This window comes from Variovorax paradoxus (assembly GCF_902712855.1).
Lineage (GTDB): Bacteria > Pseudomonadota > Gammaproteobacteria > Burkholderiales > Burkholderiaceae_C > Variovorax > Variovorax paradoxus_Q.
Genome location: NZ_LR743507.1, coordinates 4,566,049 through 4,582,115 on the forward strand (window position 1 = coordinate 4,566,049; position 16,067 = coordinate 4,582,115).

Genomic DNA, 16,067 nt, shown 5'->3' on the forward strand with positions numbered 1-16,067 from the left:
CCGCTGCCTCGTCGAAGGCACCGAGCCCCCACCCCTGCCCTCCCCCAGCGGGGGAGGGAGAAGGACAACGCTCAGAACGTGACGCGCAGCCCGACCTTCAACGTGCGCCCCGGCAGCGGCGCGTTCGGGTACACCGTCGTGGTCAGGATCGACGTCGGGCTGTAGGCCAGCTTGTTGCCGATGTTGTCCACACGCGCGTACCAGGTGAGGTTGGCACGCTGCACCTTCATGCGGTAGCTGATGGCGGCGTTCCACAGGGTGTACGCATCGGTCTCGCGTGCGCCCACGCTCGGAATGCGGTGCTGCGCCGCGTTGTAGTCGAAGCCGACGCGCGCGCTCCATGGGCCGCTGCCGTACACCAGCGTCGCGCCCAGGCGCAGCGGTGCGATGCGCGGCAGCGGCTCGCCGGTGTCGAGGTTCTTCGCACGCACGATGTCGCCGCGCCACTCGAGGTCGAGCGTGTCGGCGTTCGGCAGCCGGCCGAAGCCGTCGGCGCCCAGCAGGCGCAGGTTGCCGTTGGCCTCGATGCCGGTGAAGCGCGCGCGCACGCCGCCGTAGACGTACTCGGCCAGCGTGTCGGTGGCACCGGGCTCCGCCACATTGCCCTCTTCGTCGAGGTTGCGACCCGACGCGGTGAGGCCGATGTAGTTCTGGAATCGCGTCACGTACGCATTGACGCGGGCCGTGTTCGGGCCCGACTTCCACTGTGCGCCCAGGTCGAGGCCGGTCGACTTCTCCTTCTTCAGGTTCGGGTCGCCCACTTCCCACGCGGCGGTGGCCACGTGCGGGCCGTTGGCCAGCAGTTCGTAGTCCTTCGGTGCGCGTTCGGTGTAGGCGAGGTTCGAGGTCAGCTGCCACTGCGGCGCGAGATTGACCAGCGCACCGAGCGCCGCGCTGTGCGGGTTGAAGGTGCGTTCGCCGACCGCGAAGCGCGTCACGCTCGGATCGTCCGGATAGCCCAGCGAGCGGATGCGCACGCGCTCGGTGCGTGCGCCGAAGCTCAGGCGGCCCCACGAGGTGCTGAGTTCTTCGTGCAGGAACAGCGCGGTGGAGCGCGTGCGGCTGTGCGGCGCGAAGGCCTCCTCGCCATCGGCGGCGAAGCGGTTGGTCTCGCTGCTGAAGCCGACCAGGCCTTCGAAGTTGCCGATCTTCTGGTGGCGCGCCTCGATGCGCAGGTCGTTGCTCATGTTCGAGAACGTGGTGCCGGCCTCGCCGCCCTCGAACTCGGTGTGGCGGTAGTCGGTGTGGCTCAGCTTGGCGTGGATGCTGCTGATGAAGCCGCCCGGACGCCATTCGCCTTCCAGCGCGTAGCGGTCGGATTTCATGCCGATGGTCACGTCGTCCTCGGCCACGGTGCCGTAGTTGCTGCGGTAGGTGCTGACCGAGGCGCCGAGGTAGCCCTGGTCGAAGAACACTGTTCCGCCGATGGCGCCGCCGTGCGCCTCGTTGGCCGAGTTGCAGATCTTGCGTGCCGCCCAGGGCGAGCCGGGCTTGCTGCATTCGAGCGTGATCGGCACCGAGACGTCCTTCGAGTCGCGGTTGAAGGCGTCGACGTGCACCGCGACGCGGTCGTTGCCGCCCTCCAGCACCACGCCGCCGTTCTTTTCCTTGTTGCCGGTGGCGTAACCCAGGTCGGCACGGCCGCCGAAGCCGTTGATCGGTTCACTGGGAATGCGGTTGTCGATCACGTTGACCACGCCGCCCACAGCGCTGCCGCCGTACTGCAGCGCCGAAGGGCCGCGCAGCACCTCGACGCGCTCGGTGACCAGCGCATCGACCGGCACCGCATGGTCGTAGCTCAGCGCCGAGGCGTCGGGTGCGCCGCCGCCGTTCTGCAGGATGCGGATGCGGTCGCCGTCCTGGCCGCGAATGATCGGGCGGCTCGCATTGGGACCGAAGTAGCTGCTGCTCACGCCGGGCAGGTTGTCGAGGGTCTCGCCGAGGGTGGACTGCGAACGCAGCAACAGCTTGTCGCCCGACAGCGAGGTGGTGGGCGCGATGAGATCGGAGGCGCCGAGCGGGTTGCCGGTGACGGTGACTTCGCGCAGGCTCGAAGCGTCGGCAGGTTGGGCCTGGGCTGCGTCCTGTGCCTGGGCCAGGGTCGCAAGGGAAGCGAACGAAAGAACGGCAGCGCCCACGGCGTTGCGACGGAAATTGGGGGTCATGAAAGGACATTCGTTGAATCAGGGGACGACCGGCCGCCCCCGCGCAAGGCGGGTGCAGCAACCGGCACTCGGGGGGATTCAGCGAATGGAAGGCGGGCCGCGCGCGTCGAACAGCGCGACCCATCGGGCGACGGCTTCGCCCTCGAGAAATGCAAAGGTGGCTGCCGGCAGCAGCATCGGCAGCACCACCAGCGGCACGCCGGGCGCGCTGGCGCCGTGCGCCAGCTGGTCGTACAGCCGGCATTCGGCATCGCTGTGCTCGCCGAACAGGCTCGCGAGCTGATTGCCCGCATGCTTGTGGGGCGCCTGCAACGAATGTTCCGCCGCGGCCGGCAGGCCGGGCACGTGCAGCGAACGGTGCATCAGCCCCAGCGTGCCGGCGAACCACACCGCGACCATCAGCGCGATGACGAGCGCGCGGGTCGAACGGGTTCGGGGTTGACGCAGGGAAAGGTGCACGGGGCTCAGGGAACGCGGAAACAGGGAATCGACTGGGAAAAGGCCATGCCCGACGGGGCGGGCCGGAAAAAGGCAAGCCCGATATTGTCGCGGCTTGACGAGGCGAATGCCGGTCACTACATTACTAACCCGCGAGTCATTAACACCCATGCCAACGCCCCGCTCCCTCGTCGACAAGATCTGCCCGGTCCGCTCCAAGCGCGAACGCCGGAAAGAGGCGCGCCCCGGCGAACTGCTGGCCGCCGCGCTCGACCTGTTCGTCGAAAAAGGCTTCGCCGCCACTCGCTCGGAAGAAGTCGCCGTGCGCGCCGGCGTGTCCAAGGGCACCCTGTTTCTCTACTTCCCGAGCAAGGAAGAGCTCTTCAAGGCCGTGGTCATGGAGAGCCTCGGCGGCCGCTTCACCGAGTGGAATGCCGAGTTCGAGGCCTTCGAGGGCACCACGTCCGAGATGCTGCGCTACTGCATGAACGTATGGTGGGAACGGGTCGGCATGACCCAGGCCTCCGGCCTCACCAAGCTGATGATGAGCGAAGGCGCCAACTTTCCCGAGCTGGCCGAGTTCTACCGCCGCGAGGTGGTGCGCCCCGGCCATGACCTCCTGCGGCGCATCTTCCAGCGCGGCATCGACAGCGGCGAGTTCGCGCCGATGGACGTCGACCACGCCATCTACGCGGTGGTGGCGCCCATGGTCTTCCTCATGCTCTGGAAGCATTCGGCCATGGTCTGTGTCGACGGCGCCGCCACGCTCGACCCCGAAAAGTACCTCGCGACCCAGGCCGACGTGGTGATCAACGGGCTGGCGGCGCGCCCCGGAAGGCCGAGTGCGGCACCCGTGTCACCGGTGCCACCTAAAATTGAAGGTTTGTCCTGAGCCCACTAGGAAAACCACGCCATGAATCCCACCCCCACCCTCGAGCGCTTGCGCTTCAACATGATCGAACAGCAGATCCGCCCCTGGGATGTGCTGGAAACGGACATCCTCGAACTGCTGGCCCAGATCCACCGCGAGGACTATGTGCCCGATGCGCACCGCACCCTGTCGTTCTTCGACATGGAACTGCCGCTTCTCGACGGCTCGGTGCCCGGCGAATTCATGCTGTCGCCCAAGGTCGAGGCCCGCACGCTGCAGGACCTGCACATCCAGAAGCACGAATCGGTGCTCGAGATCGGCACCGGCTCCGGCTTCATGGCCGCCCTGCTCGGCGCCCGCGCCGCCCAGGTGCTGTCGCTCGAGATCAACCCCGTGCTGGCCGCCCGTGCCGCCGAGACGCTGCGCCAGAACGGCGTGACCAACGTCGAAGTTCGCCATGCCGACGGCTCCGTGCCGCTGGCCAGCGGCCCGAGCTTCGACGTGATCGTGCTCAGCGGCTCGGTCGCACGCATTCCGCAGAACCTGCTGGGTTCGCTCAAGGTCGGCGGCCGCCTCTCTGCCATCGTGGGCGAAGAGCCGATGATGCGCGCCCACTTCGTCACCCGCACCAGCGAAAGCAAGTGGGACACCATCCAGCCCTGGGACATCGTGGCGCCGCGCCTGCTGAACTTCCCCGAGCCCTCGCGCTTCTCCTTCTGAGCGGCGGTCCACCGAATGATCGACCAAGTCCGCCCCGCCGACCTCGCTGCCTGGTTCGCACAGAACGCCGACGCGCCCCCCGTGCTGCTCGATGTGCGCGAACCCTGGGAGCTGCAGACGGCGAGCGTCGTGCCACAGGGCTTCACCCTGGTGGCGATTCCGATGAACGAGATCCCCGGGCGGCTGGCCGAGCTCAATGACGGCCACCGCATCGCATGCCTGTGCCACCACGGCGCACGCAGCCAGCGCGTGGCGGCCTTCCTGAACCAGAACGGCTTTGCGGAGCTGGCCAATGTGGCCGGCGGCATCGACGCCTGGTCGTCGCACGACCCTTCGGTCCCCAGGTACTGATGACACCACCAGGCTTTGCGCACTTCGTGTCGCTTCTCCCTCCCCTTTGCAGGGGGCAGTGCCGACGACCCGGCAAAGCCGGTTCCGTGGCGTTCCTGGAAGGGGCACCGACTTGCCTGGCAGGTTCGCGCGGTGTGACCGGCGCGTAGCACGGCGCCAAAGACTTTCTCTTTCCTCAAGGACGTTCAATGCCTCCCAGGCCCCGGCTTTCGCCTCTTTCCGCAGCGCTCGCAAGCCTCTTCGCAGCACTGCTCGCACTGCCGGCCCAGGGCCAGACACTGAACGAACTCTACGACTCCGCGCGTGGCTTCGACGCCACCTACCAGGGCGCACGGGCCCAGTACGACGCCAGCGTGGCACGCGCCGCGCAGGCCAAGGCGGGCATCCTGCCGGCCGTCGGCCTCACGGCGGGCGTGACGCGCAGCGACATCGACATCGACACCCTCACGGGTGCCGGCCGCGGCACCACCACGCCGCGCGACTTCAACACGCAGAACGTCGGCATCAACGCCACGCAGCCGCTGTACCGTCCCGCCAACTGGGCCACGTACGAGCAAGGCAAGCGCCAGGCAGAGATCGCGCAGGCAGTGTTCACCGTGGCCGAGCAGGATCTGATCGTGCGCGTGAGCCAGGCGTACTTCGACGTGCTCGCCAGCCAGGACAGCCTGGCGCTGGTGCGCGCGCAGAAGGTCGCCGTGGCCGAGCAGCTGGCCTCGGCCAAGCGCAACTTCGAGGTCGGCACGTCGACCATCACCGACTCGCGCGAGGCGCAGGCGCGCTACGACCTCGTGATCGCGCAGGAGATCGCCGCCGAGAACGACCTGCAGGTCAAGAAGGTGGTGCTCGACCAGCTGGTCGGACGCCCCGGCAGCGTGCCGGTGCCGCTGGCGGTGCCGGTGGTGCTGCCCACGGCGTTGCCCGCCGACATCAATGCCTGGGTGGCCCAGGCCGACACCGTGCACCCCGCCATCCAGCAGGCACGCCTGGGCGTCGACGTGGCCGGGCTCGAAGTGGAGAAGGCCAAGGCCGGCCACAAGCCCACGCTCGACGCCAACCTGGGCTACAACGTCACGCGCAACCCGACCGGCACCACCACCAGCACGGTGGGCACGCGGGTCAACGCGACCACGGTCGGCGTCGTCTTCAACATGCCGCTGTTCGCCGGCTTCGCCACCGAGAACCGAATCAAGGAAACGCTGGCGCTCGAAGACCAGTCGCGCAGCGTGCTCGAAGGCACGCGCCGCAACGTCGCGCAGGCCACGCGCGCGGCCTACCTCGGGCTGGTGTCGGGCGCGGGCCAGGTCAAGGCGCTGGAAGCGGCCGAGGCTTCGAGCCAGAGCGCGCTGGACGCCAACCGCCTGGGCTACCAAGTGGGCGTGCGCATCAACATCGACGTGCTGAACTCGCAGAGCCAGCTGTTCCAGACCAAGCGCGACCTCGCGCAGGCGCGCTACAACGTGCTGCTGGGCAACCTGAAGCTGCGCCAGGCCAACGGCACGCTGACGACCGACGACATGAACGCCATCAACGCGACGCTGGCAAGCAATGGCAGCGTGCCCGCCGTGCCGCCGGCCACTGCGCCGGACCGCGGCAATCCGGCACCGGCGGTGCCGGTCGCGCCGCCGAGCATTCCGGTGATTCCGCCGGTGCCGGTGCAGCCGTTCAATCCGCCGGCGCCGACGATGCCGACGGCACCTGTGCCGCCGGTCATCCTGAATCCGCCGGTGCGCTGAGGTGTTTTCTCCCTCCCCCGCTGGGGGAGGGTCGGGGTGGGGACATGACGGCTTGAACCCTTTGCAGCGCTCGTGGGGCGCTTGCCCCCATCCCAATCTTCCCCCAGAGGAGGAAGGAGCGACTACAGGACTCAGTCGAGCGTGGGTTCCGCGCGCGGCGGTTCGCTGTCCAGCGGGGCGTTCGCGGTTGCCATCGGCTCCGCGTCCTGCGCGATCGCCAGCACCGCAGCCGCCGTGCGCTCGGCCGCGCCGCGGTTCGACGACGAGAAGGCCTGGGCAGCCTGCGCCATGGCCGCGCGGCGCTCGGGGTTCTCGACCAGCTTCAGCGCGGCCGTGACAGCCTGCTCCATGCCCTCGACACGCAACGACGCCCCCGCCGCCAGCGAAAGCTGCGCGGCCTCGGCGAAATTGAAAGTCGACGGCCCCATCACCACCGGGCAACCGCAGGCTGCAGGCTCGATGAGGTTCTGTCCGCCCAGCGGCTCGAAGCTGCCGCCGAGCAGCGCCACGTCGGCCAGGCCGTAGTACAGCGCCATTTCGCCCAGCGAGTCGCCCAGCCAGATCTCGGCCTCGGCCGGCTGGCCCGCGGCGCTGCGTCGCGCCACGGCGAAGCCTTCGGCCTCGATCAGCGCAGCCACTTCGTCGAAGCGCTGCGGATGGCGCGGAACGATCATCCATTGCACGTCGTGCACCCGCTTGGCAATCGAGCGGATCGCACCCTGCTCCGGCGGCACCGGCGAGGTCGCGCCGAAGCGCTTGAGCACCTCGAGCAGCATCCGCTCCTCGCCGTCGCGCGAGCTGGCGAGCACCACCATCGGCTTGGGCAGGCGCTCGCGCAGCGACGTGGCCGCAGTGAGCTGGCGTGCGTCGGGCGTGGCGTCGAACTTCAGGTTGCCGTACACGCCGGCGACCTTGGCGCCCAGCGACACCAGCCGGTGCGCGTCGGCCTCGGTCTGCGCCCACACGGCGGTCAGCGCGGAATACGCCGGGCGCGCGAGCCAGGACAGCCGCTCCGCGGCTGCAAGCGATTTCTCGTTGAGCCGCGCATTGGCCAGCACCAGCGGAATGCGTCGCTCGGCGCAGGCGGCGGCCATGACGGGCCAGACCTCGGTTTCCATCAGCACGCCGATGCGCGGTTCGAACTTGTCGAGAAAGCGCGCCACGGCGCCCGGCGTGTCCCAGGGCTGCCACACCTGCGTGTCGCCGGGCTCGAGCAGCTTGGCGCCCTCCTCGCGACCGGTGGCCGTGCCATGCGTCAGCAGGATCGGCACGCCGGGGTACTGTCGGCGAAGCTCGGCGATCAGGATGGCGGCGGCGCGCGTCTCGCCGAGCGACACGGCATGCACCCAGCATTGGGCCTGCCCGGTGATGCTCGCGTCATAGCGACCGAAGCGTTCTTCCACGGCCACGCCGTAGCCGGGCTCGGCCTCCGCGCGGCGCCGCAGCTTGCGGCGCACCAGCGGTTGCACGGCGGTGGTGAAGACGCCATAGAGGCGAAGCAGCAAGGAACGCACGTCTAGCGCTCCCCCGCGCGGCGATGGAATTCAGAACGCATCAGACCTGCGTGACCCGTCATGCCAGAGATGCCGTGGAACCGGCTTCGCCGGGCCACAGGCATCGCCCCATGGAAGGGGGTTGGCGCAGCGACACGAAGTGCGCGAAGACTGGGGGTCATCCTAGTGCGCGGCTTCGGCCAGCTTCGCATCGGGCTTGACGGTTCGCAGCAAGGCCAGCATCTCGGCCTCGATGCGCTTCAGCGCTGCATCGGTCTGGCCTTCGAAGCGCAGCACCAGCACCGGCGTGGTGTTCGATGCGCGGATCAGGCCGAAACCGTCGGGCCAGTCCACGCGCAGGCCGTCGATGGTCGAGACCTTGGCGGGTGCCGCGAAGCTGGCGCCCCTCACGAGCGTGTCGACCACCGCGTGCGGCTCGCCCTCGGCACAGGCCACATTGAGTTCCGGCGTCGAGAAGCTGGTGGGCAGCGCGTTGAGTACATCGCTCGCGTTCGGGCTCTTGCTCAGGATCTCGAGCAGGCGGCAGCCCGCATAGGTGCCGTCGTCGAAGCCGAACCAGCGCTCCTTGAAGAAGATGTGGCCACTCATCTCGCCGCCCAGCGGCGAATCGATTTCCTTCATCTTCGCCTTGATCAGCGAATGGCCGGTCTTGAAGATCATCGGCACGCCGCCCGCGGCTTCGATGGCCGGTGCGAGGCGTTGCGAGCACTTCACGTCGTACACGATGGTGCCGCCCGGCACGCGCGACAGCACGTCCTGCGCGAAGAGCTGCATCTGGCGGTCCGGGAAGATGTTCTGGCCGTCCTTGGTGACGATGCCCAGGCGGTCGCCGTCGCCGTCGAAGGCAAGACCCAGTTCGGCGTCGCCGCTGGCAAGCGCCGCCATCAGGTCCTTGAGGTTCTCCGGCTTGCTGGGATCGGGATGGTGGTTCGGGAAGTTGCCGTCGACCTCGCTGTACAGCTCGGTCACTTCGCAGCCGATGGCGCGGAAGATGGCCGGCGCCGACGCGCCAGCGATGCCGTTGCCCGAATCGACCACGATCTTCAGCGGACGGGCCAGTTTGATGTCGCCGGCGATGCGCTGCACATAGGCCTCGGTCACATCCACGTTGCGCACGCTGCCGCCCGGGGCCAGCTGCGCGCTGCCGGATTCGATGGTGCGTCGCAGGCCCTGGATCTCGTCGCCGTAGATCGCGCGGCCGGCCAGCACCATCTTGAAGCCGTTGTAGTCCTTGGGGTTGTGGCTGCCAGTGACCTGGATGCCGCTGGTGCAGAGCGTGTGCGCCGCGAAGTAGAGCATCGGCGTGGTGACCGCGCCCACGTCGATGACATCGACGCCGGTGGCCACCAGGCCCCTGATCAGCGCCTCTGCAAGCACGGGGCCCGACAGGCGGCCGTCGCGGCCCACGGCCACCGACTTCTCGCCGGCTGCGCGCGCGGCGCTGCCGAAGGCGCGGCCGAGTGCCTCCGCCACATCGGCATCGAGTGTGGAAGGCACGATGCCACGGATGTCATAGGCCTTGAAGATCGACGCGCTGAGCTGCATGGAAAGGCGTTTCCCTGTTGGTTTTTGGAACGAGGCATTGTAGGCAAGGCACCGGTGACCCACATGTCCGAAAACGGCCAGTTGAAACGACTCGAAACCTTATCATTTCTTCCATGCCTACCAGCCACAGCCCCACCGAAGCACTCGAGAGCGACGCCTGCTACCTGGCGATGAAGACGCACGACGCGCGCTTCGACGGCTCGTTCTTCACCGCCGTGACCTCCACCGGCATCTATTGCCGGCCGGTGTGCCGCGTGAAGCTGCCGCGGCGCGAGAACTGCCGGTTCTTCCGCCATGCGGCGCAGGCCGAGGCCGCGGGCTTTCGCCCCTGCCTGCGCTGCCGGCCCGAACTGGCGCCACGCGCAGCCAGCTGGTCGACCGAGGACGCCTCGCGCATCCTGGCGCTGCAGGCCGCGCGGCTGATCGACGAGCCCGACGCCTGGTCGGAAGACGGCCCCGGCGCCGCGCAGATCGCCGCGCGCCTCGGCGTGAGCGACCGCCACCTGCGGCGCATCTTCGAGGTGCAGTTCGGCGTCTCGCCGCTGCAGTACCTGCAGACGCGCCGGCTGCTGGCTGCCAAGCAGCTCATCGCCGACACCCGCTTGCCGATGACGCAGGTGGCGCTGGCCAGCGGTTTCGCGAGCGTGCGCCGCTTCAATGCCGCCTTCCTCGCGCACTACGGCCTCAACCCCAGCGCCATGCGCCGCGCCGGCGGTGCCGCGGCCGAAGGCGAAGCGGACAGCCGCGGCCACGCGATCCAGGTGCGGCTGGGCTTCCGCCCACCCTACGACGCCAGCGCCATGCTCGGCTTCTTCGCGCGCCGCGCATTGCGCGGCATCGAGGCTATGTCGACAGCCGACGGCAAGGCGCCGGCAAAGGGCAGCACGCCCACCTATGCGAAGCTGGCGCGCACCCTGCGCGTCCAGCAAGGCGGACAGGCGCATGCGGGCTGGCTGCAGCTGGGCTTCGACCTCGACCGCGAACAGGTGCTGCTGTCGGTCAGCGACTCGCTGGCCCCGGTGCTGCCGATCGTCATCAGCCGCGTGCGTGCGCTGTTCGACCTCGACGCCGAGCCGATGGCCATCAATGCCGCGCTGCATGCGGCCTTTCCGCACGGCGACGGCCTGCGCGTACCTGGCGCGGTCGACGGCTTCGAGCTCGCGGTTCGCGCGGTGCTGGGCCAGCAGATCACGGTCGCGGCGGCGCGAACGCTGGGCTCGCGGCTGGTCGAGGCCTTCGGCGAGCCGCTCGCCACGCCCATCGACGGGCTCGACAGGCTCTTTCCCACGCCCGCGGCCATTGCCGCCGCCAGCGGCGACGCGCTGGGGCAGCTCGGCATCGTGCGGCAGCGGCAGACCGCGCTGCATGCGATTGCCCGCGAGGTCGCGGACGGCAGGCTGGCGCTGCACGCGGGCGCCGACGTGCCTTCCACCATCGCCGCGCTGCAGGAGCTGCCCGGCATCGGCGCCTGGACCGCGCAGTACATCGCGATGCGCGCCCTGCGGTGGCCCGACGCCTTTCCGGCCGGCGACGTCGCGCTGCAGAAGGCGCTGGGCGTGACCACCGCGCGCGCGGCGAGCGAAGCCTCCCAGGCCTGGCGACCATGGCGCAGCTATGCGGTGCTGCGTGCATGGCACGCGCCCACCGCGCCCACCACGCCCATGCCGGCCAAGGGCGGCGACGCCACCCCATCTCCCCTGATCACCACGGCAGGCCTCGCCGCCTGAAATGTCATGAAGTTCAAGAGCAAAGTCATCTACACGTCGCACATCGACACGCCGCTCGGCGGCATCACCATGGCCGCGACCGACCAGGGCCTGGCCGGCGTCTGGTTCGACCAGCAGCGCCACTGGCCCGACACCGCGGGCTGGATCGCGAAGGACGACCATCCCGCGCTCGTGGAGGCGGCGGCCCAGCTGCACGACTACTTCGCCGGCAGGCGCGACCGCTTCGACATGAAGCTCGACCTGTCGCACGGCACCGCGTTCCAGCAGAGCGTGTGGCAGCAGCTTCTGGCCATCCCGGCCGGCGCCACCACCAGCTACGGTGCGCTGAGCGCGAACGTGGGCAACCCGGCGGCGGTGCGCGCGGTCGGCGCGGCAGTCGGACGCAATCCGATCAGCGTGATCGTGCCGTGCCACCGCGTGCTCGGTGCCGATGGCTCGCTGACCGGTTACGCTGGCGGGCTCGAACGCAAGACCGCCCTGCTCGAACTCGAGAAGTCGCTCTGAACCCTCACGCAAAGAAGTAGAACCACAGACGCATGACCACAACGAACAACAACAACGGCAGCATCGCAGCCCAGCCCGCCGGACCGGCGGCCCCCGTCGTCCGCGCCGCCTCGCCCGCATGGCTGGTCGACCTGGTGCTGCTGGGTGCACTGTGGGGCTCGTCCTTTTTGTTCATGCGCATCGGCGCCGCCGAGTTCGGCGCGCTGCCCACGGCTGCGGTGCGGGTGGGCATCGCCGCGCTGTTCCTGCTGCCCATCGCGCTGCTGCGCGGCCAGGGGCCGTCGCTCGCAAAGCACTGGAAAGCCAGCTTCGCGGTGGGCGTCTTCAATTCGGGCATGCCGTTCGCATTGTTCTGCTTCGCGCTGCTCACCATCAACACCGGCCTGGCCGCCGTGCTCAACGCCACCGTGCCCATGTTCGGCGCGCTGGTCGCATGGGCCTGGTTCCGCGAACGGCCGGCGGGCTCGCGCATCGTGGGCCTGGTGATCGGCTTTGCCGGCGTGGCCATGCTGGCCAGCCGCAGCGCCGGCCTGCATGCGGGCGCCAGCGGCAATGCAGCACTGTGGGCCGTGCTGGCCTGCCTGGGCGCCTGCCTGTGCTACGGCATCTCGGCCAGCGCCACGCGCGCGCACCTCGGCGGCGTGCCCGCGCTGACCACGGCCACCGGCAGCCAGATCGGCGCCACGCTGTTCCTCGCGGTTCCTGCCATCTGGCTCTGGCCGGCGCAGATGCCGAGCCCGCGCGCCTGGCTCGCATTGGTGGCGCTGGGCATCGCCTGCACGGGCGTGGCCTACATCCTGTTCTTCCGCCTGATCGAACGCGCCGGCCCGGCACGCGCGCTCACCGTGACCTTCCTGGTGCCGGTGTTCGCGCTGTTCTACGGTGCCGTGTTCCTCGGCGAGGGCATCACGCAGTGGATGCTGATCTGCGCTGCCGTCATCGTGTGCGGCGTGGCGCTGTCGACCGGCATCGTCAAGCTCGGCCTGCCGCGCAGGCCGACGGCCTGATCCTGCCGAAGCTGCCTGCAGCGGCGCCCAGGGTGTGTCCTAGATGGCACCTGCCACCACGTTCACCGAGAGCGCCAGTACCAGCATGTTGAAGGCGAAGGCCAGCACGCTGTGCAGCAGCGTGAGGCGCCGCATGTCCTTCGAGGTTGCCTGCACGTCGGAGACCTGCGAGGTCATGCCGATCACGTACGAGTAGTAGATGAAGTCGAAGTAGTCGGGCGCGTCGTTCTTGCCCGGGAAGTCGAGGCCGCCGTCGGGCGTGCCGTCGCGCTGGTCGATGTAGTAGCGGTGCGCGTAATGGAACGCGTAGATCGAATGCATCATCAGCCACGAACCTGCGAGCGCCACCAGCCCGAGCACCACGTGCGCGGCGCGCTCCCAGCCGCTGAGCTGGCGGACCTGCTGCAGCAGCATGGCGATGGCCACCACGCTGACGCCCACCACCACCAGCATCGACACCAGGATCACCGCATTGGGCTGGTCGAGCGACTGCGCCCGCGCGCGCGTCTGCGCGGCATCGAAAGTCTCGGCCAGCCACCAGGTGAGCACCTGGTACACCAGCACGCCCGCGCACCATCCGGCGAGGCCGCGTGCCATGCCGCTCATCGGCACCGGCATCAGCGCCGCGGCGGTCGCAAGGCCGGCGATGGCGCCGTAGAAAAGCCGCTGTGGGCCGGTGGTGGTGGAGAGGTGTCTGCGCATGCGGCACTGTAGCGCCGCCGCCTGCCACCCGATGTCGCATTCGTCCGTCGACCGAGTCCTACACGTACAACGGCAATCCGCGCATCCGGCGGGCGGCGGGGTGCCTCTATCGTTGCAGCCACTCTTCTTTACCCCCAGCCCAACACCCAAGGACATCCTGCATGCAGACACGCACCCGCCCCCTCGACTGGACCGCACGTCTCGGCGCCGTCGGCGCCCTGTTCGGCACCGGACTCCTGCTCGCCGCGACGCCTGCTCTCGCCGATCCGTCGCCCGCGCTCGACCGCTTCAGTTTCTCCGTCGGGGCGTTCAACGCCGACCCCAAGTTCAATGCCTCGGTGAGCACGCCCTACGGCGCACTGCAGTCGGGCGACATCAAGCCGGGCCGCGTGACCATGCCGCGCGTCACGGCCGACGTGCTGCTCGGCGACAGCCAGGGCATCTCGTTCGACTACTACCAGTACAAGCGCGACTACTCGGGCGGCGTCGCGAACAGCACGTCGCTGGGCAACTTCGGCACGCTCAACACCTTCGGCAACGCCACCGTCAACACCAAGCTCGACTTCGCCAAGCTGTCCTACAAGTGGTGGATCGGCTCGGGCAACACGGTGCTCGGCCTGGGCGCCGGTGCGGCCTACTACCGCGCCACCCTCGGCGTGACGGCCCTTGCGGCAGTCAATGGCCAGGTCGGCACGCTCAGCGACAGCTCCAGCGACAACGCGGTGGCGCCGCTGCTCGAAATCGGCGTTCGTCATGCCATTTCGCCCGACCTGCGCCTGTTCGCCGACGCCTCGGGCGTGTGGAAGAGCAGCGGCCGCTTCCACGGCAACATCTACAACGCCTCCGCCGGCGTCGAGTGGTTCCCCGTCAAGAACGTGGGCCTCGTGCTCGCGTACGGCGTGACGAACATCGACCTGACGCGCTCGGCGGACTTCGGCGATGCACGCCTGAAGGTGCGCCTGCAAGGCCCTTCGGCTTTCCTCAAGGCACGCTTCTAGCCGACGCCGGAGCCCGGCCGTCTGCCGGGCACTGCCAGCCATGCGGGGCCATCGCGCCCGGCGTGTAGCCAGTCTTCGCAAGACCGTGGGTGGCGCCAGCCTTAGGCTGCGCCCCACCAACGAAGCACGGAGACACCGCATGCCAGCAGCAGCCCACGGCCTCGCGCCGTCGCAGTCCGATCCAGTCTTTCCGCCACGCACACCGCCTGGTTCCCAGGCTTCGCGCATCGCCCGCATCGCGCTCGGCGATGTGATCCACCGCAGTGCGCGCCGCTTCGGCGACCGCCTCGCGCTCGTCGAAGGCGGGCACCGCATGTCCTACCGCGAGCTCGACGCGGCGTCGAACCGCTTCGCCCACCACCTGCTGGGGCTCGGCCTCGAGAGCGGCGCGCGCGTGGGCATGCTGTGCAACAACTCCATCCAGATGGTGGTCGCGCTGTTGGGCATCCAGAAGGCGGGGCTGGTGTGGGTGCCGATCAACACCGCGCTGGCGGTCGATGCCGTCGGCTACATCCTCGCGCATGCCGAGGTCCGTCACCTGGTGATCGACACCGCGCTGCATGCGCGGCCCGAACTGCGCGCCCTGGTCGAAGGCCAGGGCATCGCGCCGATCCTGTGCGTGCTCGACGGCGACACGCCGCCCGACAACGCTCCCACCGTGGCGGCGGCCAGCTCGCACGGCCTGGCCACCTTGCCCGACGTGCCCATCGACAGCACGCAGCTCGCGCTCATCATGTACACCAGCGGCACCACCGGCCGCCAGAAGGGCGTGATGCATTCGCACGCCTCGGTGCATTCGGTGCTGCTGAGCAACATGGTCGAATGGGGCAGCAGCCCCGAGCGCGCCGACGTGTGGAGCAGTGTGCTGCCGCTCTTCCACTGCGGGCAGCACACCGTGCTGATGTCGGCGCTCGCGGTGGGCGGCGCGCTGGTGATCCTGCGCGGCTTCGACCCCGGCGCGGTGCTCGATGCCATCGAGCGCCACCGGATCAGCGTGATGGTCGGCCTGCCGATGATGTACGGCGCCCTCCTCGCCCATCCGCAGCGCGCCTCGCGCGATCTCTCGAGCCTGCGGCTGTGCGTTTACGCGATGGCGCCGATGTCGCGCACGCTGCTGATGCGGCTGCTCGACGAGTTCTGCCCCAGCTTCGCGCTGGTGTCCGGGCAGACCGAGATGTACCCGGGCGCCACCATCTTCGAGGCGCATGAGCAGCGCAGGCGCTTCGGCTCCTATTGGGGCGTGGGGACGCTGGTGAACGAGGTCGCGGTGATGGGCGAGGAAGGCGACCTGCTCGGGCCGGACGAGGTCGGCGAGATCGTGTTTCGCGGACCCAACGTGATGCTCGGCTACTACAAGGACCCGGAAGCCACCGCGCAGGCGCAGCGGTTCGGCTGGCACCACTCCGGCGACCTCGGCAGGATGGATGGTGACGGCCAGCTGATCTTTCTCGACCGCCTGAAGGACATGGTGAAGTCGGGCGGCGAGAACGTGCCGTCGATCAAGGTGGAAGAGGTGCTGCTGCGCCACCCCGCCGTGATGAACGCCGCGGTGGTCGGACTTCCGCATGCGCACTGGGGCGAGGCCATCACCGCCTTCGTCACGCGGCGTCCCGACGCGCCGGCCGATGTCACCGAGGCCATGCTCACCGCCCACTGCAAGGAGCACCTCGGCGGATTCGAGGTGCCGAAGAACATCGTGTTCCTGGCCGCGCTGCCGATGACCTCGACGGGCAAGATCCAGAAATTCGAGCTGCGCAAGGCGCACCAGGATCTGTACCGGTCCGCCTGACCC

Annotated in this window: 14 protein-coding genes; 9 read left to right on the forward strand and 5 right to left on the reverse strand. The window is 69.1% G+C overall.

All coding sequences use genetic code 11. The annotated features are described in order from the left end of the window. Positions 1-71: 71 nt before the first annotated feature. Positions 72-2,165, reverse strand: a complete 2,094-nt coding sequence (locus AACL56_RS21325; RefSeq protein WP_339091795.1) for a TonB-dependent receptor — start codon at positions 2,163-2,165, stop codon at positions 72-74. A gap of 78 nt (positions 2,166-2,243) precedes the next feature. Next, positions 2,244-2,624 carry a hypothetical protein gene (locus AACL56_RS21330; RefSeq protein WP_339091796.1) on the reverse strand — a complete coding sequence of 127 codons (381 nt, stop codon included), beginning with the start codon at positions 2,622-2,624 and terminating at the stop codon, positions 2,244-2,246. Positions 2,625-2,772: 148 nt separating this feature from the next. Here AACL56_RS21330 and AACL56_RS21335 point away from each other — a divergent pair, with 148 nt between their 5' ends. From AACL56_RS21335 to AACL56_RS21350, 4 genes are all read left to right on the forward strand, one after another. Then, positions 2,773-3,495 (forward strand): TetR/AcrR family transcriptional regulator, encoded by a 723-nt coding sequence (locus tag AACL56_RS21335; protein WP_339091797.1) that lies wholly within the window; start codon positions 2,773-2,775, stop codon positions 3,493-3,495. Positions 3,496-3,516: 21 nt separating this feature from the next. Then, on the forward strand, positions 3,517-4,194 hold the full coding sequence (locus AACL56_RS21340) for a protein-L-isoaspartate O-methyltransferase family protein (protein WP_339091798.1): 678 nt from the start codon (positions 3,517-3,519) through the stop codon (positions 4,192-4,194). A 15-nt stretch (positions 4,195-4,209) separates the two neighbouring features. After that, on the forward strand, positions 4,210-4,545 hold the full coding sequence (locus AACL56_RS21345; protein WP_339091799.1) for a rhodanese-like domain-containing protein: 336 nt from the start codon (positions 4,210-4,212) through the stop codon (positions 4,543-4,545). Positions 4,546-4,733: 188 nt separating this feature from the next. After that, positions 4,734-6,278: a TolC family outer membrane protein gene (locus AACL56_RS21350; RefSeq protein ID WP_339091800.1), complete on the forward strand. Its 1,545-nt coding sequence runs from the start codon at positions 4,734-4,736 to the stop codon at positions 6,276-6,278. 131 nt (positions 6,279-6,409) lie between these two features. Here the strand turns inward: AACL56_RS21350 and AACL56_RS21355 are convergent, their stop codons facing one another. Together AACL56_RS21355 and AACL56_RS21360 are read right to left on the reverse strand one after the other, a co-directional pair. Then, a complete protein-coding gene (locus tag AACL56_RS21355; protein WP_339091801.1) occupies positions 6,410-7,792 on the reverse strand; it encodes a 3-deoxy-D-manno-octulosonic acid transferase in 1,383 nt (460 codons plus the stop codon). Positions 7,793-7,954: 162 nt separating this feature from the next. Beyond that, entirely contained in the window at positions 7,955-9,337 is a 1,383-nt protein-coding gene (locus AACL56_RS21360; protein ID WP_339091802.1) for a phosphomannomutase/phosphoglucomutase, read from the reverse strand. Between the two features lie 113 nt (positions 9,338-9,450). On the opposite strand from AACL56_RS21360, the gene AACL56_RS21365 reads away from it, so the two are divergent. Genes AACL56_RS21365 through AACL56_RS21375 form a run of 3 tightly spaced genes read left to right on the forward strand, consistent with a single transcriptional unit; the run spans position 9,451 to position 12,575 of the window. Further along, positions 9,451-11,064, forward strand: coding sequence for a DNA-3-methyladenine glycosylase 2 family protein (locus tag AACL56_RS21365; RefSeq protein WP_339091803.1), 1,614 nt, complete (start codon positions 9,451-9,453; stop codon positions 11,062-11,064). A 6-nt stretch (positions 11,065-11,070) separates the two neighbouring features. Next, complete coding sequence (locus AACL56_RS21370) at positions 11,071-11,568, forward strand: methylated-DNA--[protein]-cysteine S-methyltransferase (protein WP_339091804.1); 498 nt, start codon at positions 11,071-11,073, stop codon at positions 11,566-11,568. Between the two features lie 32 nt (positions 11,569-11,600). Continuing rightward, positions 11,601-12,575, forward strand: a complete 975-nt coding sequence (locus tag AACL56_RS21375) for a DMT family transporter (protein WP_339091805.1) — start codon at positions 11,601-11,603, stop codon at positions 12,573-12,575. A 39-nt stretch (positions 12,576-12,614) separates the two neighbouring features. On the opposite strand, the gene AACL56_RS21380 is transcribed toward AACL56_RS21375, so the two are convergent. Then, positions 12,615-13,277 (reverse strand): DUF1345 domain-containing protein, encoded by a 663-nt coding sequence (locus AACL56_RS21380; RefSeq protein ID WP_339091806.1) that lies wholly within the window; start codon positions 13,275-13,277, stop codon positions 12,615-12,617. A 161-nt stretch (positions 13,278-13,438) separates the two neighbouring features. Here AACL56_RS21380 and AACL56_RS21385 point away from each other — a divergent pair, with 161 nt between their 5' ends. Both AACL56_RS21385 and AACL56_RS21390 read left to right on the forward strand, forming a co-directional pair. Continuing rightward, a complete protein-coding gene (locus AACL56_RS21385; protein WP_339091807.1) occupies positions 13,439-14,275 on the forward strand; it encodes a hypothetical protein in 837 nt (278 codons plus the stop codon). A 139-nt stretch (positions 14,276-14,414) separates the two neighbouring features. Continuing rightward, positions 14,415-16,064 (forward strand): class I adenylate-forming enzyme family protein, encoded by a 1,650-nt coding sequence (locus AACL56_RS21390; protein WP_339091808.1) that lies wholly within the window; start codon positions 14,415-14,417, stop codon positions 16,062-16,064. The last annotated feature ends 3 nt before the right edge of the window (positions 16,065-16,067 follow it).